This is a genomic window from Marinactinospora endophytica, assembly GCF_054780875.1.
Genome location: NZ_BAAGVM010000016.1, coordinates 1 through 23,213 on the forward strand (window position 1 = coordinate 1; position 23,213 = coordinate 23,213).

At 68.4% G+C, this 23,213-nt stretch carries 23 protein-coding genes, 1 tRNA gene and 1 pseudogene; 10 read left to right on the forward strand and 15 right to left on the reverse strand.

The window, feature by feature from the left end; translation table 11 throughout:
- Positions 1-127: 127 nt before the first annotated feature.
- From ACYVHU_RS24025 to ACYVHU_RS24035, 3 genes and pseudogenes are all read left to right on the forward strand, one after another.
- A pseudogene (locus tag ACYVHU_RS24025) lies at positions 128-607 on the forward strand (replication initiator); the annotation flags it as partial.
- A complete protein-coding gene (locus ACYVHU_RS24030) occupies positions 607-828 on the forward strand; it encodes a MerR family transcriptional regulator (RefSeq protein ID WP_498949566.1) in 222 nt (73 codons plus the stop codon). The pseudogene ACYVHU_RS24025 and the gene ACYVHU_RS24030, both read left to right, overlap by 1 nt.
- 2 nt (positions 829-830) lie before the next feature.
- Positions 831-1,982: a tyrosine-type recombinase/integrase gene (locus tag ACYVHU_RS24035; protein WP_498949568.1), complete on the forward strand. Its 1,152-nt coding sequence runs from the start codon at positions 831-833 to the stop codon at positions 1,980-1,982.
- 113 nt (positions 1,983-2,095) lie between these two features.
- Here the strand turns inward: ACYVHU_RS24035 and ACYVHU_RS24040 are convergent.
- Positions 2,096-2,169 (reverse strand) — tRNA-Gly (locus ACYVHU_RS24040).
- 121 nt (positions 2,170-2,290) lie between these two features.
- On the opposite strand from ACYVHU_RS24040, the gene dcd reads away from it, so the two are divergent.
- On the forward strand, positions 2,291-2,866 hold the full coding sequence (gene dcd, locus ACYVHU_RS24045; protein WP_078761806.1) for a dCTP deaminase: 576 nt from the start codon (positions 2,291-2,293) through the stop codon (positions 2,864-2,866).
- Positions 2,867-2,881: 15 nt separating this feature from the next.
- On the opposite strand, the gene ACYVHU_RS24050 is transcribed toward dcd, so the two are convergent.
- Positions 2,882-3,499, reverse strand: coding sequence for a rhomboid family intramembrane serine protease (locus ACYVHU_RS24050; protein WP_078761805.1), 618 nt, complete (start codon positions 3,497-3,499; stop codon positions 2,882-2,884).
- Between the two features lie 472 nt (positions 3,500-3,971).
- On the opposite strand from ACYVHU_RS24050, the gene ACYVHU_RS24055 reads away from it, so the two are divergent.
- Genes ACYVHU_RS24055 through ACYVHU_RS24065 form a run of 3 tightly spaced genes read left to right on the forward strand, consistent with a single transcriptional unit; the run spans position 3,972 to position 7,453 of the window.
- Complete coding sequence (locus ACYVHU_RS24055; protein WP_235000952.1) at positions 3,972-5,213, forward strand: quaternary amine ABC transporter ATP-binding protein; 1,242 nt, start codon at positions 3,972-3,974, stop codon at positions 5,211-5,213.
- A gap of 2 nt (positions 5,214-5,215) precedes the next feature.
- Complete coding sequence (locus tag ACYVHU_RS24060; RefSeq protein ID WP_498949569.1) at positions 5,216-6,472, forward strand: ABC transporter permease; 1,257 nt, start codon at positions 5,216-5,218, stop codon at positions 6,470-6,472.
- 39 nt (positions 6,473-6,511) lie between these two features.
- On the forward strand, positions 6,512-7,453 hold the full coding sequence (locus tag ACYVHU_RS24065) for a glycine betaine ABC transporter substrate-binding protein (RefSeq protein WP_078761803.1): 942 nt from the start codon (positions 6,512-6,514) through the stop codon (positions 7,451-7,453).
- Positions 7,454-7,513: 60 nt separating this feature from the next.
- On the opposite strand, the gene ACYVHU_RS24070 is transcribed toward ACYVHU_RS24065, so the two are convergent.
- Positions 7,514-8,005 (reverse strand): hypothetical protein, encoded by a 492-nt coding sequence (locus tag ACYVHU_RS24070; protein WP_078761802.1) that lies wholly within the window; start codon positions 8,003-8,005, stop codon positions 7,514-7,516.
- A 261-nt stretch (positions 8,006-8,266) separates the two neighbouring features.
- Here ACYVHU_RS24070 and ACYVHU_RS24075 point away from each other — a divergent pair, with 261 nt between their 5' ends.
- Positions 8,267-9,160 carry an aminoglycoside phosphotransferase family protein gene (locus ACYVHU_RS24075; RefSeq protein ID WP_498949570.1) on the forward strand — a complete coding sequence of 298 codons (894 nt, stop codon included), beginning with the start codon at positions 8,267-8,269 and terminating at the stop codon, positions 9,158-9,160.
- Positions 9,161-9,197: 37 nt separating this feature from the next.
- Here ACYVHU_RS24075 and ACYVHU_RS24080 read toward each other — a convergent pair whose 3' ends face one another.
- The 12 genes from ACYVHU_RS24080 to ACYVHU_RS24135 form a co-directional block, all read right to left on the reverse strand.
- Positions 9,198-9,722 carry a hypothetical protein gene (locus ACYVHU_RS24080; protein WP_144390097.1) on the reverse strand — a complete coding sequence of 175 codons (525 nt, stop codon included), beginning with the start codon at positions 9,720-9,722 and terminating at the stop codon, positions 9,198-9,200.
- Positions 9,723-11,041: 1,319 nt separating this feature from the next.
- Positions 11,042-11,611, reverse strand: a complete 570-nt coding sequence (locus tag ACYVHU_RS24085; protein WP_432937457.1) for a hypothetical protein — start codon at positions 11,609-11,611, stop codon at positions 11,042-11,044.
- 272 nt (positions 11,612-11,883) lie between these two features.
- Positions 11,884-12,906, reverse strand: a complete 1,023-nt coding sequence (locus ACYVHU_RS24090) for a hypothetical protein (RefSeq protein ID WP_432937454.1) — start codon at positions 12,904-12,906, stop codon at positions 11,884-11,886.
- On the reverse strand, positions 12,891-13,166 hold the full coding sequence (locus ACYVHU_RS24095) for a hypothetical protein (protein ID WP_432937451.1): 276 nt from the start codon (positions 13,164-13,166) through the stop codon (positions 12,891-12,893). Before ACYVHU_RS24095 ends, ACYVHU_RS24090 begins: the two co-directional genes overlap by 16 nt.
- A gap of 164 nt (positions 13,167-13,330) precedes the next feature.
- Positions 13,331-13,918 carry a hypothetical protein gene (locus ACYVHU_RS24100; protein ID WP_432937448.1) on the reverse strand — a complete coding sequence of 196 codons (588 nt, stop codon included), beginning with the start codon at positions 13,916-13,918 and terminating at the stop codon, positions 13,331-13,333.
- 441 nt (positions 13,919-14,359) lie between these two features.
- Positions 14,360-14,491 carry a hypothetical protein gene (locus ACYVHU_RS24105; protein WP_432937445.1) on the reverse strand — a complete coding sequence of 44 codons (132 nt, stop codon included), beginning with the start codon at positions 14,489-14,491 and terminating at the stop codon, positions 14,360-14,362.
- Positions 14,492-14,554: 63 nt separating this feature from the next.
- The gene (locus tag ACYVHU_RS24110) at positions 14,555-14,815 is read right to left on the reverse strand and encodes a hypothetical protein (RefSeq protein ID WP_432937442.1); all 261 of its coding nucleotides are present in this window, start codon (positions 14,813-14,815) and stop codon (positions 14,555-14,557) included.
- Between the two features lie 487 nt (positions 14,816-15,302).
- Positions 15,303-15,872 carry a hypothetical protein gene (locus tag ACYVHU_RS24115; RefSeq protein ID WP_498949571.1) on the reverse strand — a complete coding sequence of 190 codons (570 nt, stop codon included), beginning with the start codon at positions 15,870-15,872 and terminating at the stop codon, positions 15,303-15,305.
- Positions 15,873-16,126: 254 nt separating this feature from the next.
- A complete protein-coding gene (locus ACYVHU_RS24120; protein WP_498949572.1) occupies positions 16,127-16,297 on the reverse strand; it encodes a hypothetical protein in 171 nt (56 codons plus the stop codon).
- A 73-nt stretch (positions 16,298-16,370) separates the two neighbouring features.
- Positions 16,371-17,498 (reverse strand): hypothetical protein, encoded by a 1,128-nt coding sequence (locus ACYVHU_RS24125; protein ID WP_498949573.1) that lies wholly within the window; start codon positions 17,496-17,498, stop codon positions 16,371-16,373.
- Between the two features lie 677 nt (positions 17,499-18,175).
- Positions 18,176-18,970, reverse strand: coding sequence for an alpha/beta fold hydrolase (locus tag ACYVHU_RS24130; RefSeq protein ID WP_200813625.1), 795 nt, complete (start codon positions 18,968-18,970; stop codon positions 18,176-18,178).
- Positions 18,971-19,103: 133 nt separating this feature from the next.
- On the reverse strand, positions 19,104-19,994 hold the full coding sequence (locus ACYVHU_RS24135) for a LysR family transcriptional regulator (RefSeq protein ID WP_235000951.1): 891 nt from the start codon (positions 19,992-19,994) through the stop codon (positions 19,104-19,106).
- Between the two features lie 117 nt (positions 19,995-20,111).
- Here ACYVHU_RS24135 and ACYVHU_RS24140 point away from each other — a divergent pair, with 117 nt between their 5' ends.
- The gene (locus tag ACYVHU_RS24140; RefSeq protein ID WP_498949574.1) at positions 20,112-21,314 is read left to right on the forward strand and encodes an MFS transporter; all 1,203 of its coding nucleotides are present in this window, start codon (positions 20,112-20,114) and stop codon (positions 21,312-21,314) included.
- 141 nt (positions 21,315-21,455) lie between these two features.
- The gene (paaN, locus tag ACYVHU_RS24145; protein ID WP_078761783.1) at positions 21,456-23,186 is read left to right on the forward strand and encodes a phenylacetic acid degradation protein PaaN; all 1,731 of its coding nucleotides are present in this window, start codon (positions 21,456-21,458) and stop codon (positions 23,184-23,186) included.
- Positions 23,187-23,213: the final 27 nt, after the last annotated feature.

Sequence of the window (23,213 nt, forward strand, 5' to 3'; positions counted from 1 at the left end):
CCGCCTGCACGGCGAGATCGGGCTGGTCCCGCCAGCGGAGTTCGAGGACGACTTCTACCAGCAGGTATCGGTGTCAGAGCAGGACGAAGCGTTGGTTCCGAGCCTCTAAAGAACCCGGCACGAAACACGACTGCTCGACGCGCTGCGGTTCGAGCCGTGCTCGCCGAGGTGTGCGAACTGGCTGCGCTACGGCATCCAACCCCAAAACGCCAAAGCCGGGCTGAGGCCGGGCTTCTGCACCTCCAAAGCCCACCGCCGTGAACACCTGGGCTATGCGGGTCGGCGCGTCCTGGTCTCGCGCAAGTGGTCCGGCAAGACCCTCGCTGACCACAAGGCCGACCGCCTCACCTGGGTCCTGCGCACGCTCGGCGTCGACCCGGACAACCCCGGCCACGCCCAGGAGGACGCGCAACCCGCCGCCTTCCCTCTGCGCTTCCTCGGCGGCGGTGACCGTATCGCCTGGGAACTGGCCCGCCCCACCGACCCGGACGTGCCACCCCGTGAGCACCGCCTGTTACGGGCCGTCGGCGAGACGCTGAAACGCCGCGCGGCACTCCAGGCGGCACAGCAGACCACTCTTTCGGCAACGACTGGAAAGGCGGCGTGATGGCGACCAGAAGCAAGCGGCCTGCGGGGCGTCTGCTGACCGTGGCCGAGGTGGCCGAACTGCTCAACACCTCCCAGCGCTACCCGCGTCGGCTCATCGAGGAGCGGCGCATCACCTTCGTCAAGATCGGCCGTCACGTGCGCATCCCCGAATCCGCGGTTGAGGACCTGATCGTCTCGGGGACGGTCGAACCCCTCCGGCTCGGACGGAAGGCGGGCTGACCGTGGCATCACGCAAGCGTCGCTTCGGGCGCATCCGGCAACTGCCCTCCAAGCGGTGGCAGGCGCGCTATCCCGGACCGGACGGGGTGGACCGGCCTGCTCCGCACACCTTCGCCACGAAGAAGGAGGCGGACCGCTGGCTCGCGCTCAAAGAGGCCGAGATGGTTCGGGATGGCTGGTGGGACCCGGACGCCGGGGCGGTGCCGTTCGGTGAGTACGCGGCCGAGTGGGTGGAGCACCGGGACCTGAGCCCCAAGACGGTCCAGCTCTACGAGATCCTGCTGCGGCTGCACCTCAACCCCACGTTCGGCAACCTGGCGCTCAAGGACATCACCGAGGCGGACATCCGGCGGTGGCGGACGGCTCGGCACCGGGCCAAGGTGGGCAAGACGACGGTGGCCAAGGCGTACCGGCTCATGCGGGCGGTCCTGAACACCGCCGTCCGCGACAAGCTCATCCGGGAGAACCCCTGCCAGATCGAAGGCGCGGGCCAGGAGCACGCCGAGGAACGCCCCGCGCTGTCGGTGGCCGAGGTGTTCAAGCTTGCCGATGCCATCAACCCGCGCTATCGGGCGCTGGTGCTGCTGGCGGCGTTCGGCAGTCTCAGGTGGGGCGAGCTGGCGGGGCTGCGGCGGCGCTGGCTCGACCTGGAGGCGCGCACCGTGACCGTGCGGGAGACGTTCTCCGAACTGAACACGCTGGTTCCGGGGACACCGAAGTCCAAGGCGGGCTACCGGACGGTGGCGCTGCCCTCGCTGATCATCGACGACCTGCGGCGGCACCTGCTGATCTACGGCTCAGGTGATCCGGACTCCTACGTCTTCGTCGGGGTCAAGGGCAAGCCGCTGCGGCGGGCGAACTTCTCGGCCTACTGGGCCAAGGCGTGCAAGGCGGCGGGGCTGGAAGGGGTGCGCTTCCATGACCTTCGGCACACCGGCAACACCTACGCGGCCGAGGCCGGTGCCTCCGTGCGGGAGCTGATGAAGCGTATGGGGCACTCCAGTTCCCGCGCCGCGATGATCTACCTCCACGCGCGCGACGAACGCGAACGCGAGATCGCGGACCGGCTGGGGGAGAGGGTGGCCGAGGAACTGAGGGCGAACCGGGCCGAGGACGACGACGAGGAACCGCCCTCCGCACGTGCCCGTCGCTGAGGTCGGCGTCCGCGCGTGTGGCACGTGTGTGGCACGGCGATCGCGACGGAACCCCGGAAAGCAGTTCGGCCAGGTGTTCGGAAAACCCCGAACGACCTGGCCGTCTGTGTGTCTGGAGCGGGTGACGGGAATCGAACCCGCGCTGTCAGCTTGGGAAGCTGAAGTTCTACCATTGAACTACACCCGCGATGTGGACCGGTCTCCCGGTTCGCAACGAGGTTATCGTACCCGAACCGTTGGCGCAGCCGGAAATCGAGGTTTTCCACGGGTATCCGGGTCGGTGGGTGTGAGCAGGTAAGTTCTGGAGCGTGCTGCTCTCCGATCGTGACATCAGGTCTGAAATCGAGTCCGGGCGGGTCAGGATCGACCCCTACGACCCGAAGCTCATCCAGCCGTCGAGCATCGACGTCCGCCTCGACCGCTACTTCCGCGTGTTCGAGAACCACAAGTACCCGCACATCGACCCGTCGGTGGAGCAGCCGGACCTCACCCGCCTCGTCGAACCCGAGGGGGAGGAGCCCTTCATCCTGCACCCGGGCGAGTTCGTGCTCGCCTCCACCTACGAGGTCGTCACCCTCCCCGACGACATCGCCAGCCGGCTGGAGGGCAAGAGCTCCCTGGGCCGTCTCGGCCTGCTCACCCACTCCACCGCCGGTTTCATCGACCCGGGCTTCTCGGGCCACGTGACGCTGGAGCTGTCCAACGTGGCGACGCTGCCCATCAAGCTCTACCCGGGCATGAAGATCGGCCAGCTGTGCATGTTCCGGCTGACCTCGCCGGCCGAACACCCCTACGGTTCGGCCCAGTACGGCTCGCGCTACCAGAACCAGCGCGGCCCCACGCCGTCGCGCTCGCACCTCAACTTCACGCGCGCCCAGGTCTGACCCGGCCGGTCCGGATCAGTACCTCGGGTAGCCCGCGGGGCCATACCCCTGGGGGCCGTATCCGGGGGTGAGCCGCTGTGGACGTTCGCGCCTGGGCAGCACGTAGGCCGCGAGCAGTCCGCCGAGGAAGCCGAACAGGTGGGCCTGCCAGGAGACCCCGGTCTGGGTGGGCAGCACGCCGAAGATCATCGTCCCGTAGAAGATGACGACACAGATCATGATGACGATGTCGATCGTCTTGCGTTCGATGATGCCGCGCAGTACGAGGAAGCCGAAGTAGCCGAAGATCAGCCCGCTGGCTCCGAGCGTGAGACTGCCGGGCGTGGAGGTCAGCCACACGCCGACCCCGCTGACGAGGATGACGATCACCGAGGTCGCGGCGAAGCGTCCCAGGCCGCTGAAGGCGGTGAGGGAGCCGAGCACCAGCAACGGCACGGTGTTGGCGATCAGGTGGTCGAATCCGAAGTGCAGGAACGGCGCGGTGAGGACGTGGCCGAGGCCGTCGATCACGCGGGGCTGGATGCCGTAGGCGTCCAGCGCGTTGTTCGTCAGGAGGTCGATGATCTCCAGGACCCACATCACGGCGGTGAGGGCCACAACGGTCAGGATGGCGCGTATCCGGGACTGCGTCACGTTATCGACTTTATGCGAACGCGGCCGGAGGCGTCCGGGAACCCGTTCGGGGTCCTATCATCCTCGTTCACTCTATGGAAGCGAGCCCCATCGGTGCGTGTCCGCGGAGAGCTGGACCTTCGCCGAATCCAGTGACGAAGGTCACTCTCTAGAAGGCAGTGACCCATATCACAATCCCTTGCCGCGTGGCCGGCGAGGTCACCTGGACAGGTCCGCATTCCATTTTTTCGCGCTTTAAACGTGTTATTTCGTCGTGATCCCCCTCAGGGAATCCCCAGGTCGCCGTCTGTAACGTGACCTACCTACTCAAAACGGGCGTGAAGCAGTGAGGCGGCCGACGCCGTCGTCACGCCCTGAGTATGCGGGGCGCGTTCCCCGGCCCGCGCGCGGACGTCCCGCGCGAATACGGACCCGCGTGGTCCGGGCTGCCGGGACCGCCGCACCCGGCGACCGGAAGACCAGAGAGGGGACCGTGCCAGCAGTACGCGCAGAAAAGCTCTACAAGGTGTTCGGCAGACGCGCGGACCGGGCGGTCGAGCTCCTCGCCGACGGTCGGCACCGTGACGAGATCGCCGACCTGAACGTCACAGCGGCCGTCATCGACGTCTCCTTCGAGGTCAGCCCCGGCGAGATCTTCGTCGTGATGGGCCTGTCCGGCTCCGGCAAGTCCACGCTGATCCGGATGCTCAACGGCCTGCTCGAACCGACCTCCGGCACCGTCGAGGTCGCCGGCACCGACATCACCCGACTCTCGGCGGCCGAACTGCGGCGGGTGCGCAGCGAGAAGATCAGCATGGTCTTCCAGCACTTCGCGCTCTTCCCGCACCGCACGGTCCTCGACAACGCCGCCTACGGCCTGGAGGTCCGAGGGATCGCGCGCGAGGAGCGTGTGCGCAAGGCCCGCGAATCCCTGGAACTCGTCGGCCTCGCCGGATGGGAGGAGCGGCTTCCCACCCAGCTCTCCGGCGGCATGCAGCAGCGGGTCGGCCTGGCCCGGGCCCTCGCCGCCGACACCGACATCATCCTCATGGACGAGGCGTTCAGCGCGCTGGACCCGCTCATCCGCCGCGACATGCAGACCCAGCTGCTGGAACTCCAGGCGTCGCTGGGGAAGACCATCATCTTCATCACCCACGACCTCAACGAGGCGATGCGCCTGGGCGACCGCATCTGCGTGCTGCGCGACGGCCGGGTGGCCCAGATCGGCACGGCCCAGGAGATCCTGGACAGCCCGAACAGCGACTACGTGGCCCGTTTCGTGGAGGACGTCGACCGCACCCGCGTGCTCACCGCCGGCTCCGTCATGGCGCCGCCGACGGCCGTCGACTCCGGCCAGGACCCACGGGAGGCCCTGCGCGCCATGCGCGAGGCCGGGACCGACCGCGCCTTCGTCCTCGACCCGCAGCGGCGCCTGCTCGGCGTGGTGAACGCCGACGCCCTGGACCGGGCGGACGACGCGGAAGGGCTGGGTTCGGTCCTGGACACCGGCGTCCACCGTGTCGGCCCCGCCACCGCGGTCGCCGACCTGTTCCACCGCGCCGCCGGCACCCCCCACCCGATCGCCGTCGTCGACGGTTCCGACCGGCTGCTCGGCGCGGTCGCGCGGGACACCCTCCTCGCCGCGCTCGCCCCGCCCGGCCACGACGCCGGGGAGAAGGACACCGCCACCGCGGTGGCCGCCGGCGTCGCCGTCGATGGGGGTGAGGCGAGGTGAACGTGTCCTCGACACCTCTGACCATCGAGGTCCCGCGTGTCCCGGTCGGCCCCTGGTTCGACTCGGCCATCGACTGGCTGCGCGACAACCTCGGCCCGCTGTTCGACGTGATCGGCGCGGTCATCGGCGCCTGCGTCGACTGGCTGGCGGCCCTGCTCACCGTCCCGACCGCGGCGCAGCTCACCCTGATCGCCGCGCTGGTCGTCGCCGCGGGCCTGCTCGCCCGCCGGGGGAACATCCGGGGCGGCGCGATCCCGACCCTGGCCGCGCTCGCCGCCTGGGCGGTGCTCTCCCTGGTGGAGGCCCTCGCCGGAGGGGTCGCGCTGGCCATCGGGTCGCTGCCGGCGCCGTTGTTCCTGTGGGCGATGAACCTGTTCGGCGCGTCCTACGTGCACCCGCCGTTGGTCCTCGCGCTGCTCCTGCTCGCCGCGTTGGTCGTGGTGAGCCTCACCGCGACCCGCGACCGCCGGCAGTGGCTGCTCGCCGTGGGGGCGGCCGTGGCGACGGTGGCGCTGTTCGTCCTCCACCACATCGTCGGCGTCCCGCTGGACCTGCTGGTGCTGCTGCTGTTCGTGGCGCTGGCCCAGGTGGTCTCGGGGTGGCGGCTGGCGCTGTTCGCCTTCCTCGGTTTCCTGCTCATCGTGAGCATGGACAAGTGGGAGGCGGCGATGAGCAGCCTCGCGCTGATCCTGGTGGCGACCGCCGTGGCCGTCGCCATCTCCGTCCCGATCGGCGTCCTGGCCGCCTACAACGACAGGGTCAGCCGTCTCATCAAGCCGATCCTCGACTTCATGCAGACGCTGCCGGCGTTCGTCTACCTGATTCCGGCGATCTCGTTCTTCAGCATCGGACAGGTCCCCGGCGTGATCGCCACGGTCATCTTCGCGATGCCGCCGGGCGTGCGCCTGACCGAGCTTGGCATCCGCCAGGTCGATCGGGAACTCGTCGAGGCGGGTGAGGCGTTCGGCGCGCCCCCGCTCCAGATCCTGCGCCGTGTCCAGCTCCCGCTGGCCCTGGCCACGATCATGGCCGGCGTCAACCAGGTCATCATGCTCAGCCTGTCGATGGTCGTCATCGCCGGCATGGTCGGCGCGGGCGGTCTCGGCAACGACGTCTACAGCGGTATCGCGCGCAGCGACGTGGCTCTCGGGTTCGAGGGCGGCATCGCCGTCGTGGTCCTCGCGATCTTCCTGGATCGCCTGACCGGCGCGGTCACCCGCTTCTCCCCGGCGGCCCGCGCCCAGCGCGCATCCCGCTGACCCCCATCCATCCCCGCACAACAGCAGAAGGGAATCCAGATGCGTACCACCTCGCGCGGCGGCCGGAGTCTCGGGATCGGCGCGGCGGCGGCCTCCCTGGTGCTCCTGGCCGGCGCCTGCGGCTCCGGCGAAGGCGTCGCCACCGGCCCCCAGGACGAGGGCGGCGACACCGCGAAGCAGATCAGCATCGGCCTCATCCCGTGGGAGGAGGACATCGCGGTCACCAACCTGTGGAAGGTGATCCTGGAGGAGAAGGGCTACGAGGTCGAGGTCCAAAGCGTCGACGTCGCTCCCGTCTACCAGGGGGTCGCGCAGGGCGACATCGACCTGTACCTCGACACCTGGCTGCCCACCACGCACGCCGACTACTGGGAGCAGTACGGCGATGACATGGAGGACCTGGGCGTCTGGTACGACAACGCCAGCCTCAAGCTGACCGTCCCCTCCTACGTCGAGGACGTCGACTCCATCGAGGACCTCAAGGGCCGCGCCGACGAGTTCGGCGGCGAGATCATCGGCATCGAATCGGGCTCCGGCCTGGTGCGCACCACCAAGGAGAGCGCGATGCCCGAGTACGGCCTGGACGAGGAGTACAACCTCGTCGAGTCGTCCACCTCGGCGATGCTGGCCGAGCTCGACGCCGCGATCCAGGAGGAACGGCCGATCGTCGTGACGCTGTGGCGGCCCCACATCGCCTACGCCAAGTACGACCTGAAGGACCTGGAGGACCCCGCGGGCGCCATGGGCGAACGCGAGGAGATCCACATGGTCGGCCGCTCCGGCTTCGCCGAGGACTTCCCCGAGCTCAACGGCTGGCTGCAGAACTTCACGCTCAGCGACGAGCAGCTGGCCGACCTGGAGCAGGTGGTGCTGGAGGACCACAAGGGGGACGAGGAGGCGGGGGCCCGCGCCTGGCTCGCCGACAACCCCGACTTCCTGCCCGAGGTCCTGGGTGAGGACGCCGAGGGACTGGAGTTCTGACCGGTCTGAACGAACCGCGCCGGCGGGCCCTTCCACGGGGAGGGCCCGCCGGCGGCGTGTTCAGGCGTTGTCGCCGTCTCCGCTGGTCAGCGAGCGGTCGCGGGTCGGGATGCCCGCGGCGCGCATGAACGCCTCGACCCGGGCGGGCGAGGTCAGGCCGGTGAGGGGCAGGTAGGGACGGGTCGTCCGGCGTCCCTCGACGGACGGGAACACCTGGGGGCGGCCGGTGACGTCGTACAGCCCCAGCGACCGGGTGCGTCCGGGGAGCAGCTGGTAGGAGCCGATCTCGTCGAAGGGGAGCCGCACGATGTAGCGGCCCCGCGTGTAGCGGAACTCCTCGGCGTCGACTTCGAGCACCGGCACCCGCAGCCGGGAACCGTGCCAGGCCGACACGGCACCCGCGGCCAGCAGGAGGACGCCGAGCACGATGCCCGCCCAGTGGGAGCCGCCGAACACGATGACGGCGATCCCGAGCAGGACGACGGCGGCGCCGCCCCACAGCTCGGCATGCTTGCGTCCCGACGGACAGACCAGGCGAACCGTCTCGGCCACAGACACGCCTCTTTCGCGGTGTTCGAAAAGGGGGAGAAGTCGACGGTCGAACCCTACCGGTTTCGGACTGGGCGGGAGGGGCGAATCGACAACGACACAAATCCGGAACTACTTCTTTGTGTGTTTTGTCCTTTGCGGAACCCCGGTGGGACCCACCCGGACCGGACGGCCCGGTCCCGCGCCCGAACGGCCGCCCGCACCACCTCGGGCCCCGAATCCAGCGATAGCGTGCTGGGGGTCGACCCAGAGAGGGAGAGAACGATGACCGCGCAGGGATTCGGCCGGGAACGGGTGCTCCAGGTCCTCCACGAGGCGTGCGCGCGGACCGGGATCAGCCCCGTGGGGGCCACAGAACTCGCCTTCGGTGAGAACGCGGTGTTCGCGTTGGAACGGGCCCCCGTCGTGGTGCGGATCGGCCGTGACCCGTCCCTGCTGGACCGCGCCCGGCGCGAGATCGCGGTCGCCCACTGGCTGGCCGGACAGGGGGTCCCCGCCGTGCGCACCGCGGCCGACGCCCCCGAAGCACTGGACGTGTCCGGCCATCCGGTCACCTTCTGGGAGCGGCTGCCCGCTCCGGTGCGCCCGGCCGGCGCCACCGACCTCGCCCTCCTGCTGCGCAGGGTCCACGCCCTTCCCGAGCCCCCCTTCGGGCTTCCGCCACGCGACCTGCTTGCCGGCGTCGAACGCTGGCTGCGCGCGGCCGAGGGGCACATCGACCCCGCCGACGCCGACTTCCTGCTGCGGCGCCGGTCCAGGTTCGCCGCCCTGACCGCCGCCCTCACCCCGCGCCTCGCCCCCGGCCCCATCCACGGCGACGCGCTCCCCCGTAACGTGCACGTCGGTCCCGCCGGACCGATCCTGGTCGACCTGGAGACCTTCTCCACCGACCTGCGCGAACACGACCTGGTGGTGATGGCGCTGTCGCGCGACCGCTACGGCCTGCCCGGGAGGGAGTACGCGGACTTCACCCGGACCTACGGCTGGGACGTCATGGAATGGGAGGGGGGTGCGGCGCTGCGCGGCGCCCGGGAGACGGCCAGCGCCGCCTGGGTCGCCCAGCACGTCCCCGGGAACCCGCGGGCACTGGCCGAGTTCCGCCGTAGGGTCCGCTCCCTGCGCGACGAGGATCCGACGGTGCGCTGGCGGGCGTTTTGACCCCGTGAACCCGAGAGGACGGTGGGACCTGGGAGGGTCAACGCCGTCCCCACAGCGCGTCACGGCCCCCCGGATGGGCGTCCTCCAGGGCGGCCAGCAGGCGGGTGATCGAGGTGAGGATCCGACGATGGTCACCGGGACGGATCGTGCCGTTGCGCACGCTCTCCGCTGCGGCCTCGATGAAGTCGGTGATCTCCTCGGCGCGCGTGGGGGTGGCCATGACCGGCACCTCGACGATCCGGGGCGGGGGAGGGGCCGGAGGCGGCGACGGGGGGACCTGGATGATGCGGGTGCGGGTCTCGGTGATGATCTCGGTGACGATCTCGCGTTCGCCCCGCTCGGGGCCGCCGCGTTCCCGACGCTGCTCCACCACCAACCGCCGTTCGTGATCGCGCCTGAGGCAGACCTCGCCGCAGAAGCGCTGCTGGCCCGCGCGTGAGGGGGACAGCTCCTTGCCGCACCAAGCGCACGTCCGGAGGGCGGGACGCCGGTCGCCCGGCCGGCTCCTGGCGCGTTCGTCCAGCAGCTCACCCGCCTGCGCGTTCTCCTCGTGATCGCTCATGGCGGCACCGTAACCCGTCCGTGTCATGGTTGAAGAGGAAACCACGGGGGAGCGCACGCGGGCCGTGACCTGGACCGATTCCGGCGCGCCGCACACGAAGTAGGGCATCTGGTCGCGCGGCCCCGCCGTCGGGCGGGCGGGACGGGACACCGGACGGACGGTCGGCCCCGACGGCCGAGAAGGGGCGGACGACAAGATGAGTGACGCGGCCCCGGAGTCCCCCCGTACCCCGAGACCGCGCCACTCTGGGAGGAGCGGGGCCCCGTCGTCCGCCGCGCGGCTCCCCCTCAAACGCACCGCGCTGTGCTGAGGGCCCCCTCGTCGCTCAACAGACGGGGATCCACCGTGTTGGGTGGTGGCGTTCCCGTCGAGACAGAACATTACCGATAGTGTGAGCTCGATTGCAATCCGTGACGACGATGGGGTGTTCCCCGTCGATTCCGAAACCGCGAGGCGACCCCCGCGACGATACGGTCCCGGCCGGAACGGCGGCGGTCAGACCGCCGCCGCACCCTCCGGACGCAGGTGCCGCATCAACGCCTCGAACTCCGTCCAGGCGCCGGAATCGTCTCCGTTCCCCAGGGGGAACCCGCCGCGGTGACACCTTCCCCGGCTCCTGGAACCCGGTCGGTCACCGGAGGCGGGACCGTCCCCTAGGCTGGCGGTCCCACGGCCTCGTCCGGGCGCACCGGCTCGACCGGCTCCTCCCAGCGGGTGCCGTGTGCACCCCCAGGCGGCTCGTCAACGGAACACGGCGTGCCCAAGAGCAGTCCGTGTTCCGGTGAGGCGGGGGCGGTACGCCGGGGGAGAAGGAGAGGAAAGACGGAGCAGGGGAGGGGCACAGAAGGCACGCCGGCACGGGGACGGGCCGGGTACGAACGGACGTTGCGGGAGCTGCACGCCGTGCCGCTCCCGCGTTGGCGCCGGTTGCTCGCGAGGACCCCGGCCGCTCGGCGGAGGGTCCGGAACGAACCTTCACGAGAAGGCGGGGAAGGCGGCCGGTGGTTCCGTTGAGAAGCTTCACCGGCTTCCCCGGAGGAGAGGCCCTGAGCCCGGAGGCCTCTCACCGATGAGATGGGTTCGCCGCCAGTCCCGTTCCGCGTGGACCGCTCCGCCTCCTCACGCCCTTTCCGAGCGTGCGGGCGGCTGTGGACGCCGACCGCTTCTCCTCGACGAGTGACGAGAACGGACCGGGCGGCGGGCGGGAGGCGGGATGTGGAACGCGAGCCGGTGGGGGACGGAGACGGGATGTGGTGAGGACAGCCGTCATCCGTGCGGCGGCGCATTCCACGGGGCTGTGCCCGTCAGCCGGGATTCTCTCATCGCCAGTCGTCCCAGTCGTATTCGAAGTGCATGCGGCGTTCCCAATCGGTCATCTCCCGTTGTTCGGGGGCGTACCACCACCAGTGTGTGGTGGGGACCCAGTCGGGGATGGCATTTTTGGGCATGGGGGGCGCGTCTTTGTAGACGTCTTTGAGGGCGTCGTCGATGTCCTGGATCAAGTCTTTGTCGGGTTCGAAGAGGAGGAGTTCCAGGGGGGTGAACTCGTCGTTGACGATCTGCGCGACGGAACGGCTCCAGCAGGCGCTGGGGTATCCGTCCACCGCGCCGCACAGAGCGTCTCGTTCGCAGGTGCCGAGATAGCGCCCAAGGCCGGCGCGATTGCCGTCGGTCCGCATGAGCTCGGTGAAGCGGGCTTTGAAGGCCGCCATCTCGGCCGGGTCGATGGGCGTTTCCAGGCTGAGACGGTGGATCTCCACCGCGCCCTCCAACGCGGCTCCTGTGGCCGGGGGGCGTTTCTTGTCCCCTCGTTTACGGTCCACCAGGTAGTCGATCACCCGTTCCATTTCCCGGGAGATGTGTGATCGGCGCTCCTGAAATCCGGTCATCTGTTCTCCTCCGCTCTGCCGGCTATTCCGAGAGGGTGGGCGGCCGGTGCTGAGAATTTCTGAAAACCCGCGGCGCGCTTCTCGTGTCCGGCTTCCTCGATCCCTTGCGGCGCGGAGCGCCGTTGCCCTCAAGCATCCCGCACCGGGAGGCGGGCTTTTCGCCTGCGTCCGAGGTGACGGTTCCGCCGACGGGGCCGCCTCCGCGTATGGTTCTTTCTGCGCTGCTGCGCAGAACCCCGGATCCGTTTCAGAGGTCCCCTTCCGGCGGCAGCTCAGCATGAAGACTCCGTACGCCGGCTCCGCTTTCGACGTTCGTGGCGGGCGGTCGTTCCAGACGTCCGGATCTCCCGGAGCGATTTCATCAGCCGTCCGAGTTCCGTGTCCGATCCGGGGAGCGGCCCCCGGTGAACGATGTCCCCTTCGAGGGCGGGGGCGTCCGCGCGCCCGGCCTGCTCTCCCCGATGGGGGATGCCCGGTTCCGCACATACCGTCATCTCCCGGCCGGAGGTGATGAGCCGGAACCGCTTCACCGGTGCGGCGCGATCGCTTCCAGGTGATCCGGTGAAAACGCGAAGCGTGTCGGCGATGTCCTCGGCCGATAGGGGGGTCTGTGTTCCGGTGAAGAGAGAGGAGAACGAGGATGAGACGACCTCGCCTATGGTCTCGGCGTCGGAGAGCCTGTCGTCGAGAACGCCCAAAGGGGCCGTCGGTATCCCGTCAGGGGCTGCGCATGCGGCCATGAGTCCTTCGGTGAGGAACACGGAGCAGGATCCCGTGCCGGCGGTAGGTCCTGTTCTGGAGGGAACGAGGCCGGTTCCTCCTGGTCCCTCCGGTAGAGCCGCCGGACATGCGTCGTCGAGCTCCACGGGCGGGGAGAAGCGCCTGAGCCCTTTTCGAGGGGCGAAGTCCGCGGACACCCTCTCGCTCAGGTCGACGTAGGTCATCGGATATCCGAGCTCTGAGAACATCTCGAATATCCTGAGCCCTAGTTCGTTCTTCCCTTCGAGGGACGCCATCCCCTGGACGGCCATGAACTCTATGGATATCTCGTACTCGTGGTGCGCGAGCGCTGTTCCTTCGAACGTGCCGGCTTCTCCGATCTCTTTCAGGTCGGTGAACCCGATTATGATCTCCATGAACCCTGGGAGGCCGAGTGTGCTCTGCAGGCCGGCTCTGAAGAAAGAAGTGTCCGCTCCGACCCGGTAGGTGCTTGCTTTCGATGCTCTTGCGAGTTCGGCGGTCAGCCTTCCTATGCCCGAACCGGTTCTCGTGTAGATGTCTACGGAATTCCCCATGTTCCTTCTCTGATCCACTGCCGTCGCCTCCGGTTCCAGAGACAGGAGCGCAGCCGGTCGATGTAGGTCTCCAGCCCACCTCGGCGCGCGGCGGCCTGGAGCGCGATGCCGCGGCGCCGCCGCTCGTCGGTGGCCTCGGGGGATCCGGTGGCCGTGCCGAGGAGCATGAGCATGGCGCGGTCGAAGAGGGCGACGGTGTCGCGCAGGCCGTCGAGGGCCTGGGGGAGGTGATCGCCGGATCCGGTGGTGAACGCGTACACCGGGCCGGCCGTAGGAGTCCAGCGCCGCCGTATCCCGTGGAACGGGTGGGGCCGAGGTCCACGCCTCCCGGGCCGGGAGGGCGACTTCGGCGATGTCGGCGATGTCGGCGCCCGGACGTCGGCGGATCGCACCGGGTCCGGCGCACGTTCTCCGGGGGTGCCTGTCAGCCGGGGGTCTCCAGGCCGTCGTACTGATCGTAGTAGAGGCGGTCCTCCCTCTCCGTCTCACTCATGTCCTGCTGGTGAGGAGCGCGCCACCACCAGTGTGAGGAGGGAATCCAGCCGGGGATCTCATTCTCGCGGAAAGGAGGAGCCTCGTCGGAGACCTCTCGAATGGTCTCATCGATCTCTTCGAAGTCCTCCAGCTCTTCCCGGATCCGTTCGTCGAGTTCCTGTTCCCAGTCCATGAACTCATCGGCGATTATCTGGAGTGCCGACCTTTCCACGCAGGCCGAAGGGAAGCCGTCCGTTCTCCCCCGTTGGGCATGTATCAGGCAGTTGAGTCCGTACAGCGAAATCCCGACGGGGTTCCTGCCCGAGTTGAGAAGCCGAGTGAAATCGGCCCTGAAGGACCCGGGGGCTTTATTCCCCTCTTCTTTCAGGGCTCGATAAAGTGTCATCGTCTCGGAGACGGCGCGTTCTATCGTGGTGTTTCCGATCTCCTTTCTTCTGCTCGATTCCTCCAGGAATGCTAGAACGCTGCTCATGTGGAACTGCGAGGAAGGGATCGTCTCGTCTCCTGTGGAACTCATCGTTTCCCTGTCGTTCTGTAGGGAGGTCCGTGCGCCATCCCGTCCTTGGTGCTTTCGCTGTATCGGCCACTTGCCACGGAATGGGCGCGCTGTCGTCCTCCTCTGCTGAATGGCTCCTGCCCGGGTGCTCTATTGATCTCCTCTTCGCGCTCCCCTGTCTCCAGGAGTGGGTTCTTCGCCTTCCTGCCTTGTCCGCCGCCGGCACCGTTGGAAGAGGTGCCGTTGGAAGGAGACGGGTCGGAGGGCGTGTTGCCGGGTCCCCGGTCGGCCGAGGCCTCGATGGGGGAGCCGTCAGCCTGGGCGTGGGCCATGGCGGGCCGGCGGTCGCCGACGGTTCCGGGGATTCCGCCCTCGGCCCTGTCAGCGGCCTCGATGTCGTTGCGGAACCGCTCGACGGTGAGCTCGTGGGCCTTGTCCGGTGACGGGATCCGGCCGGTGGGCTCAGTGCTCTCCCGGAAGTGCCCACCACCAGTGGTGGGCGGGTATGCCCGCAGGCGCGGCATCCGGAGCGGCGCCGGTGGCCAGGGGCAGTTCCTCGCGGAGGTCCTCGTCGATGTCGTCGATGACGGACATGCCGACCAGGGCGAAGGCGGCGCTGCCGAGGAACCCCTCGAACAGGGTCTCCAGCGCGGAGCACTACAGGCAGGCACCGAACCACCCATCGCCGGAGGCGTCGTCGGCGTAGGAGCGCAGCCGGGCGATGTAGGCGTCCAGGACGTCAGGGCGGCCGGCGAACCGGAGGGCGAGGTCGCGGCGCTGCCGCTCATCGGTGACCTCGGGGGTCCCGATGGCCGTGCCGAGCACCATGAGCATGGCCCGGTCGAAGGGGACCGTGTCGTCGCGCAGATCGGCGAGGGCCTGGGAGAGGCAGGCGGCGGGGCCGACGGACCGGGACATCCGGGGCCTCGACGGGCCACCCGAAGGAGTCCAGCCACGTTCCGTGGTCGGGGTCGATGCGTACCCGGGCGCTCAGGGTGACGGTGACGCCGGCGGCCTCCTCCGCCACGCGCTGGAGGACGAGCAGCCGTTCCCCGGTGGGCGAGGTGGTGTCGGCGACGAGTTCCCCTTCGGCCAGGGTGCGGTGGGCCGCCTCGTGGTAGGGCGTGATCGGCGAGCCGGAACCACGTTCGGCCACGGGCAGTTCCCGGATGTGGCGCATGGCGGCGGTGGACGCCGCGATAGGGGAGTCGAACCCGACGCGCCGGGCCTGGGAGCGGATCTCCGCTATCAGCACGTCGCGCGGAGCCGCGGGATCGATGCTCACCTCCCCTTGACCGAGGCGGGCCACCTCCGCGATGTCGGCCGGCGGATCGCGTCGGGGCCGGCGTGCATCCGCTCGGTGGTGATCTCCTCGGGGGTGTGTCGGTCGGTCATGGTTCTTCAGTCAATGCCAGTCGTACCAGTCGTATTCGAGGCGTTGTCGTCGTTCTTCTTCGCTCATGTCCTGTTGTCTGGGGGCACGCCACCACCAGTGTGATGCGGGGATCCAGGAGGGGATTTCATGTTCGCGTACGGGAGGGGCGTCGTCGGCGACATCGTGGAGGGTTTCGTCGATGTCCTGGATGGCCTCCCGGTCGGGTTCGTAGAGGAGGGGCTCCAGGGGGGTGAACTCGTCGTTGATGATCTGGAGGACTGATCGGCTCCAGCAGGCGTCGGCGTATCCGTCGAGGCGGCCGCGATCGGCCTCCTGCTCGCAGGAGGAGAGGAAGAGGGCGAGTCCGATGCGGTTCTCCTCGGTCTGCATGAGCTCGCTGAAGCGGGCCTTGAAGGCGGCCATCTCCGCCGGGTCGATGGGTGTCTCCAGGCTGAGGCGGTAGAGCTCTACCGCCCCCTCCATCGCCATTCCCGTGGCCGGGGTACGGTCCTTGTCCCCTGGCTCAGGGCCTACCAGGTAGTCGAGTAACTTTTCCATTTTCCGGGAGTTGTGTGCGCGGCGCTCCTGGAATTCGGTCATCTGTTCTCCTGCGCGCTGCCGGATGTTCCGAGAGGGCGAGTGGCCGGTGCTGAGAATTTCTGAAAACCCGCGGCTCCGGTGGGCGTCGGGGTATGCGTGTCCAGGCGGCCATGTTCGGCGTCCTGTCGGCAGGCGCTGAGGTGGCGGGTGAGTCCGGCGCGGTTGACGGCGGTCCGCACACGCCCGATGCAGGGGGCCGTGAATGCCGCCGTCTTCGCTGGTTTCACGGATGTTTCCCGGCGGAGACGGTGAGGTCATGTGGCGTGGCGGATGCCGATGTCGCTCCTGGAGGAGGAGATGCTCACCTCCCCTTGACCGAGGCGGGCCACCTCCGCGATGTCGGCGTCCAGGCGCCGGCGGATCGCGTCGGGGCCGGCGTACATCTGCTCGGCGGCGATCTCCTCGGAGGTGCGTCGGTCGGTCATGGTTCTCCAGTCCGGTGTATCGCTCCATACCTTATGGAAATCTGCTCTCCTAATTTACCCACGCCTTGTTCGGTCAGGGAGTGTGCCACCACCAGTGTGAAGAGGGAATCCAGCGAGGGATGGCATCCCTTGGCAAGGGAAGTGCGGGCGTTTCCTCTCTTAGAGCATCATCCAGCTCGTTGATATCAGAGGAAAGACCGGGAAGAACCGTCATGTCGAGTGTTTCTTGGTCTGCGAGATAGTCCATGAAGAACTCAAGGTGGGAACGTATCTTTCGCACATGAAGCAGGTTTTCGCGATCGCGTTGGCGAACCCGGGCGGTGTTCTCGTTGACGGTCTGCTTTAGCCGGCCGGGGGTTTTTCCTTTACTTGCAAGGCGGGTGACTTCTCTTTCGAAATAGCGCCTCTCCTCTTTCGTGGGTGTTTCGGCGATTTCCAGAAGGTGGAGGATGTATATTTCCTCAAGGATGTCGATGAATCCTCTCCTGATCTCCCCTTTCTTGCTGGAGAAGCCGTGTAGTTTTGCTAGCACTATACCCATCTGCTCGATGAGTAGAGAACCTTTGCGGCCGGATAGGGGTGGTCGGGGGGCGCTTGCTCGCTGATATATCCTCAAGGGGGTGCTAGGGGAATAGGAATCCGAGTGGTCTGTATCAAAATCCGCGTAATCCAGCTCGTGATAAGGGTCCCCCTGTGGAGCATTCCACCACCAGTGTGACGAGGGCACCCAAGAAGGGATTTTCTTCGGTGGAAGCGGAGGTACATGGAGCGCGGCTTCCTGCAAGGCGTCGTCGGTGAACCCGAGGTCGTATGTTCTCAGGAACAGGGGAAGCTCGTCCTCCGAGGAATAGATTAAGTATTCATCCAGGAGTATCTGGAGCATGGAGCGTTGCCAACAGGCTTCGGAGAAACTTCCCGGGTCCCATTGCTCGGCATACCCTAGGCAGTCTTGCGAATAAGAGGAAAGGAGAGACATGTTCGCCTCCTTTCTGGCCAATTCATTGACGGCCTTTTTGAAATCCTCTGGTTCCTTTCTGTGACCGGAGGACATCTTTGAGAGTCGGTAGAGCCAGGACAGGGCCTCCAGGGCGTCCTCGATGCCCTGCTTCGGGAGGCCATTGGCGCTATTCTGCAGGAGGAGGATTACTCGCCTTCTCCGCTCCCGTGCAAGTTCACTGAGAGCTTCCTCCTTATCGAACATGTTCTCAGTACGCCCTTGAATAAGTGGGCATGGTAACGGTCCCGTCAGCCTTTACTGTCAACCTTACTCGCATTATCAATTTTTCGCCTTTTCGGGTCTTCACCTCCTCGTTGTTCTCGTATATTCGTCTCTCGTGTACGTGGTTTCGATCGCCGTTATCCTTCTCTATATACTGTCGTGCAGGAGCGGCCCGGTCTGCTCGCTTTGGTGTAGCTCTCTGAAGTGCTTTCGGGCGTGGTAAGCGGCAGAGGCCTCATGGCCCATGTCGATCCTGTTGGCTTGAGCCCGCAGCTCTTGGTCCAAGGATTCCATGCCCGGGCCGGAACCGACTTGTGCTGGTGGATGGTTGAATGTCTTGCTGATCACCTGATGATCGGCGTTCAGGGTTCTCTGTACGACTTCCTTCCGTTATCTGCGAATTCTCGGCGAATATCCGCTTCATGTCGTTGTGCGAAATATTCCTTCCGGCGAATTCGTTTGCCTTCGCATTTCCAAATTCGACCTCGTGGATTTCGCGGTAATGTTCGTACCGGTAGGCGAACTCTTTCCCGTTCGATGCGCATTCGAAGGCGAGCCTGGTGGCGGCGGGATGCGATGTCTCCTGTACGACTCCCCCGGAATTCTGTTCGGCGGAGGGCCGGGGCGGTCGGTTAGGCGCGGCGCCGCGGGCGCGCGGTCTACTCCGGGTGGGGGGTCCGATGGCCGGTGGCGGTGAGGAAGTCGCCGATCAGGGCGGCCCACTCGGCGGGGCGTTCGGCGGCGATCGCGTGGCCGCAGTCGAGCTCCACCAGCTCGGCCCCCGGGATGCCCTCGGCCAGTTCCCGCGAATGCTCCGGGGGCACCAGCAGGTCGTCCACGGGGGAGACGACGAGGGTGGGCACCCCGACCCGCCCCAGATCCCCGCGTACGTCCAGGCGGCTCAACAGGTCGAGCTGCCCGTCCGTACCGGGGGGCATCCCCTCGGCGAACAGGGCGAGCTGCTCCTCCACCTCCGCCTCGGAGCGGCCCCGCAGCCACGCCGGGCTGTTGACGAGCAGGGTCAGGTAGGAGGCCAGCCCCCTCGCGTCACCCGACCCGAGCAGCGCGCGCCAGGTGCCCACGGCCAGGCGCAGGCGGATGTCGGGGCGGGCCAGGCCGGCGGAGAGGACGAGCGCGGTCACGCGGGCCGGGTGACGGGTCGCGGTGCGGACCGCGACCGCCGTCCCCATGGAGAAGCCCGAGACGGCGAACGTCTCGACGCCGGCGCGCAGGGCGCTCTCGACGATGTGGTCGGCCAGGGCGTCGAGGGTCGGCGGGCCGGACGGCGCCGGCGTTCCCCCCGAGCCCGGGTAGTCGGGGCCGACGACCGTGTTGCCGAGGGCGAGGGGCGCGATCAACGGGCCGTAGCTGTCCTGGATGTCGCTGCCCGCTCCGTGGGCGAGCAGCAGTCCCGGTCCAAAGCCGCATACGAGAGCGTCGGCAGTCGGAATCATGACAACCGATTCTCCCGCTGGAGAAGGTGAGGGGCCACTACGCGAATGGGTAGCCCCGCGGCAACGGGGAAGGTAGGAGGCGGGCAACCATTCCCCTCCGTAAGGACGGCCCTATGACCGCGCTCCTTCGACCTCAGGAAATGGAATCGGATATCTCGGCGGCGAACGCCTTCAGATGAGCGCTCTCGCCACTGCGCGGCCATATCAGGCCGAGCGCGGACATCGGCAGTCCGCCGACGGGAACGAAGGCGATGTCCCGGCGCCGGTTGTACTCGGCGGTGGAACCGCACAGCAGCATCGCGCCTCGCCCCGCGGCGATCAGCGTCAACCCCTCCTGAAGGGTCTGCACCCCGCCTTCTTGGGGGATGGGGCGGCCCTTCGGGGTGACCTGTGGGGAATGGACCCTCTTCCAGTACTCTGGCGCGGGACCGGTGAGGGGGATGAGGCAGACGCGGGCCAGATCCTCCGCGTCCAGCCGGGCGCGCTGCGCGAAGGGGTGGCGCACCGAGACGGCGAGCCTCTGCTGCTGCTCGGAGAACACCGGCCCCAGGTGCAGGTCCGGTTCCTCCACCGGGAGCAGGACCACCGCGGCGTCCACGGTCTCCCGTCGCAGCGCGCCGAACGGGTCCGACAGGGGGATCTCGGCGATGTCGACGCGGCATTCGGGGTGGCGGGCCTGGAAAGCGGTGATGGCCCGCGTGATCTCCTCGTAGATGGCCCCCTGGAAGCCGATGCGGATGCGGCGCGCGGTGCCGTGGGCGGCGGCGCGGGCCTGTTCGACGGCCGAGACGAGGGCGTCGTAGGCGGGACGCAGCGAGGCGAGGAACTCCTCGCCGGCCGCGGTGAGGCGCACGTGGCGGCTGGTACGGGCGACGAGGCGGGTGCCGACACGGCGTTCGAGCGCGCGCAGGAGCTGGCTGACCCGGCTCTGCGAAATGTAGAGGCGTTCCCCCGTGCGGCCGAAGTGCAGTTCCTCGGAAAGGACCAGGAAGCATTCCAGTTCCCTGATCTCCAGACCTCGCACGGACGCCTCCCGTCTCGACCGGCTTTCAGGGCCGGGGACTGCATCGATGAACCCAGCTAATTGAAGCATGAGGAATTCGATATTGTTCCGCCCGGTCCACACCGTTTTGATGGCCGCATGTCCAACCATTCCGAAGTCGCCACTCCCACAGGTGTGGGAACGCGCAACCCGACCAGAGGGTGGCTCGCCGTCATCGCGGTGGCGATCGGTACCTTCACGGTCGTCACCTCCGAGATGATGCCGGTCGGCCTGTTGACGCCGATCGGTGACTCCCTGAACGTCTCCGAGGGGACGGCCGGGCTGACGCTGACGATCACGGGTCTGGTCGCCGCGGTCTCCGCGCCGTTCGTCCCGACCCTCATCGGCCGTTCGGACCGCCGAATCGTGCTGATCGCGCTGATGGTGCTGCTCGCCGGCGCCAACCTCCTCTCGGCCTGGGCGCCCAACTTCACCATCATGGTCGTGGCCCGCGTCCTCGTCGGAGTGGGCATGGGGGGTGTCTGGGCGCTCGCCGCCGGACTCGCGCCGCGTCTCGTCCCCGAGAGGTCGATCGGCTCGGCGACCTCCATGATCTTCAGCGGTATCGCGGTGGCGTCCGTCCTCGGCGTCCCCACCGGCACCTACATCGGGGCCCTCGTCGGCTGGCGCGCGGCGTTCGTCGTGATCGCGGGGCTGGCGCTGGCCGTGGCGGTCGCGATGGCCGTGCTGCTGCCCAAGCTCACCGTCGCCCAGGCCGCCCGGCTCAGCGGGGTGGCGGGGCTGCTGCGCAATTCGCGGGTGGTCACCGGCCTGGTCATCGCCGTACTGCTCGTGACCGGACACTTCGCCGCCTACACCTATATCCGGCCGGTCCTGGAGGAGGTCACCGGTATCGGCGCGGCGCTGATCAGCGTGATGCTGCTCGTCTACGGCATCGCCGGCATCATCGGCAACTTCGTGTCGGGTCCGCGGGCGGCCCACGCGCCGCGCACCATGCTCGTGGTGCTCAGCACGGGCCTGGCGCTGTCGGTGCTGTTCACGCCGTGGCTGGGCGTCGGTGTTCTCGGAGCGGGCGCGCTGCTGATCCTGTGGGGCCTGTCCTACGGCGGTGTTTCGGTCAGCGCGCAGACCTGGATGATGAAGTCCGCTCCCGGCGAGGAAGAGGGCGTCTCCTCCCTCTTCGTCGGTGTCTTCAACGGAAGCATCGCGCTGGGCGCGTTCGTCGGCGGAATGGTGCTGGACGCCACCGGCATCGTCTCGGTCATGTGGGTGGCGGGCGCGCTCGCGGTCGGGGCGCTGCTCGTGGCACTGGCGGGCCGGGCTCCCGCGACCACGCGCTGAGACCGGGGAACGCGCGCCCCGCCTCCGCGGTCCCGACGGGAGGGGTCGGGCCCGCGGAGGCGGGGCGCGCGGCCCTGGACGCAGCGCATCCCCGCTCGCGTCCGTGGACGGACGCGGTTCTGGTGAAACGAGGTGGAGAACATGTCCGGCTTGCCGCAGACCCCGGTCCGCGACGACGTCGTGGGAGAACTCGTCGAACGGCACCGTCCCCTGCTGGACCGCGCCCTTGAGGCGGTGTCGACGAGGGAGTACTGGGCGGCCTACGAGGAGGACCGGGACGCCTACGGCCCGGACGCGGAGAAGGAGGGCGAGGCGGCGTTCCAGGCCCGCCTGGGAAAGCCGTTCGCGTTGGGCCAGCCCGCCGTTGACGGGCTCGTGGGGCCCGAGCCGGAACAGGGCGGGGAACGGTCCCCCTTCGGCTCCCTCCTGCGGATCTCCTATCCGCACGTGGACCCCGACCGGTTGTTCCCGGCCATGCGCGCGGCCATGCGCGGGTGGGCGCGGACCACCCCCGAGGAGCGGGCGGCGGTGTGCGCGGAGATCCTCGCCCGCATCAACCGGCGCTCCCACGAGTTCGCCCACGCGGCCACGCACACGAGCGGCCAGGGAAGCCTGATGGCCTTCCACGCCGGGGCGGCGCACGCCCAGGACCGGGGCCTGGAGGCGGTGGCCCACGTCCTCGCGGAGCAGACCCGTCTCCCCGCGAGGGTCGAGTGGCGTAAGCCGACCGCCGACGGCGCGGAGGTGCTGGCCAAGACCTTCTCCCCGGTCCCCCGGGGAATCGGACTGGTCATCGGCGGTAGGACGGTGCCGACGTGGAGCGCCTACCCCGGACTCTTCGCCTCCCTGACGGCCGGGAACGCGGTCCTGGTCAAACCGCACCCCGAGGCGGTGCTCCCGCTCGCCATGACCGTCGAGGTGGCGCGGGAGGTGCTGCGCGAGGCGGGGTTCGCCCCCGACCTCGTCTGCCTCGCCGCCGAATACCCCGGCGAGGGGGTGGCGCGCGACCTGGCCACCCGGCCCGAGGTGCGGATCATCGACTACACGGGTAAGCCGGACTTCGGCGCGTGGCTGCGGGAGAACTGCCGCCAGGCGACGGTCTTCACCCACACCTCCGCGGTCAACTCGCTGTTCGTGGAGTCCACCCGCGACTACCGGGGCCTGGTGGGCAACGTCGCCTTCACCCTCGCCCTGTACAGCGGCCGGCTCTGCACGGGGCCGCAGAACCTGTTCCTTCCCGAGGCGGGGATCGCGACGGACGAGGGCCACAAGGACTTCGACCGGGTCATCGCCGACATCGGTGCCGCGCTGGACGGACTGCTGTCCCAGGGGAGCGAGTCGGCGGAGCTCCTCGGGGCGATCGGCGACTCGGAGACGCTGGAGTGCCACCGCCGCGCCGCCGCGGGCGAGTTCGGGGAGGTCCTGCACGCGGCGCCCGGGGTGTCCCACCCGGCCCATCCCGCGGCCGAGCTGTGCACGCCGGTCATCGTCCGGGGAGAGGCGGGTGCGGACGCCCTCTTCACCGAGCACCCGGGACCGGTCTACTTCGCCGTCCCGGTGCCGTCGGCCGAACAGGCCTTCGAGACGATGGCGGAGACGGCGCGGCGCAGCGGATCGCTGGTGGCCGGGGTGCACACGGTCCGGCCCGACGTGCGCGAACAGGCCGAGGAGTTCGCGAGGGAGAGCGGGGTGAACCTCTCACTCGACCTGACGGGCCCGTGGCTGATGACGCAGGCGTCGATCTTCTCCGACGTCCACGGGACCGGGGCCAACGCCTCGGGCAACGCCGCGGTCTTCCACGGTTCCTTTGTCACGTCCCGCTTCTCGGTGGTCGGGGTACGGCGCCGCGTCGACGAGCGGGACCGTCCGTGAGGACGGGGAGACGACCTCCGTCCCCGG

What these genes read in the sequence shown, in the direction of transcription:
- ACYVHU_RS24030 (WP_498949566.1), top strand. Translation starts at nt 607, where the DNA reads ATGGCGACCAGAAGCAAGCGGCCTGCGGGGCGTCTGCTGACCGTGGCC.
- ACYVHU_RS24065 (WP_078761803.1), top strand. Translation starts at nt 6,512, where the DNA reads ATGCGTACCACCTCGCGCGGCGGCCGGAGTCTCGGGATCGGCGCGGCG.
- ACYVHU_RS24075 (WP_498949570.1), top strand. Translation starts at nt 8,267, where the DNA reads ATGACCGCGCAGGGATTCGGCCGGGAACGGGTGCTCCAGGTCCTCCAC.
- ACYVHU_RS24080 (WP_144390097.1), bottom strand. Translation starts at nt 9,722, where the DNA reads ATGAGCGATCACGAGGAGAACGCGCAGGCGGGTGAGCTGCTGGACGAA.
- ACYVHU_RS24085 (WP_432937457.1), bottom strand. Translation starts at nt 11,611, where the DNA reads ATGACCGGATTTCAGGAGCGCCGATCACACATCTCCCGGGAAATGGAA.
- ACYVHU_RS24090 (WP_432937454.1), bottom strand. Translation starts at nt 12,906, where the DNA reads ATGGGGAATTCCGTAGACATCTACACGAGAACCGGTTCGGGCATAGGA.
- ACYVHU_RS24100 (WP_432937448.1), bottom strand. Translation starts at nt 13,918, where the DNA reads ATGAGTTCCACAGGAGACGAGACGATCCCTTCCTCGCAGTTCCACATG.
- ACYVHU_RS24105 (WP_432937445.1), bottom strand. Translation starts at nt 14,491, where the DNA reads ATGTCCGTCATCGACGACATCGACGAGGACCTCCGCGAGGAACTGCCC.
- ACYVHU_RS24110 (WP_432937442.1), bottom strand. Translation starts at nt 14,815, where the DNA reads ATGTCCCGGTCCGTCGGCCCCGCCGCCTGCCTCTCCCAGGCCCTCGCC.
- ACYVHU_RS24115 (WP_498949571.1), bottom strand. Translation starts at nt 15,872, where the DNA reads ATGACCGAATTCCAGGAGCGCCGCGCACACAACTCCCGGAAAATGGAA.
- ACYVHU_RS24120 (WP_498949572.1), bottom strand. Translation starts at nt 16,297, where the DNA reads ATGACCGACCGACGCACCTCCGAGGAGATCGCCGCCGAGCAGATGTAC.
- ACYVHU_RS24125 (WP_498949573.1), bottom strand. Translation starts at nt 17,498, where the DNA reads ATGTTCGATAAGGAGGAAGCTCTCAGTGAACTTGCACGGGAGCGGAGA.
- ACYVHU_RS24130 (WP_200813625.1), bottom strand. Translation starts at nt 18,970, where the DNA reads ATGATTCCGACTGCCGACGCTCTCGTATGCGGCTTTGGACCGGGACTG.
- ACYVHU_RS24140 (WP_498949574.1), top strand. Translation starts at nt 20,112, where the DNA reads ATGTCCAACCATTCCGAAGTCGCCACTCCCACAGGTGTGGGAACGCGC.
- paaN (WP_078761783.1), top strand. Translation starts at nt 21,456, where the DNA reads ATGTCCGGCTTGCCGCAGACCCCGGTCCGCGACGACGTCGTGGGAGAA.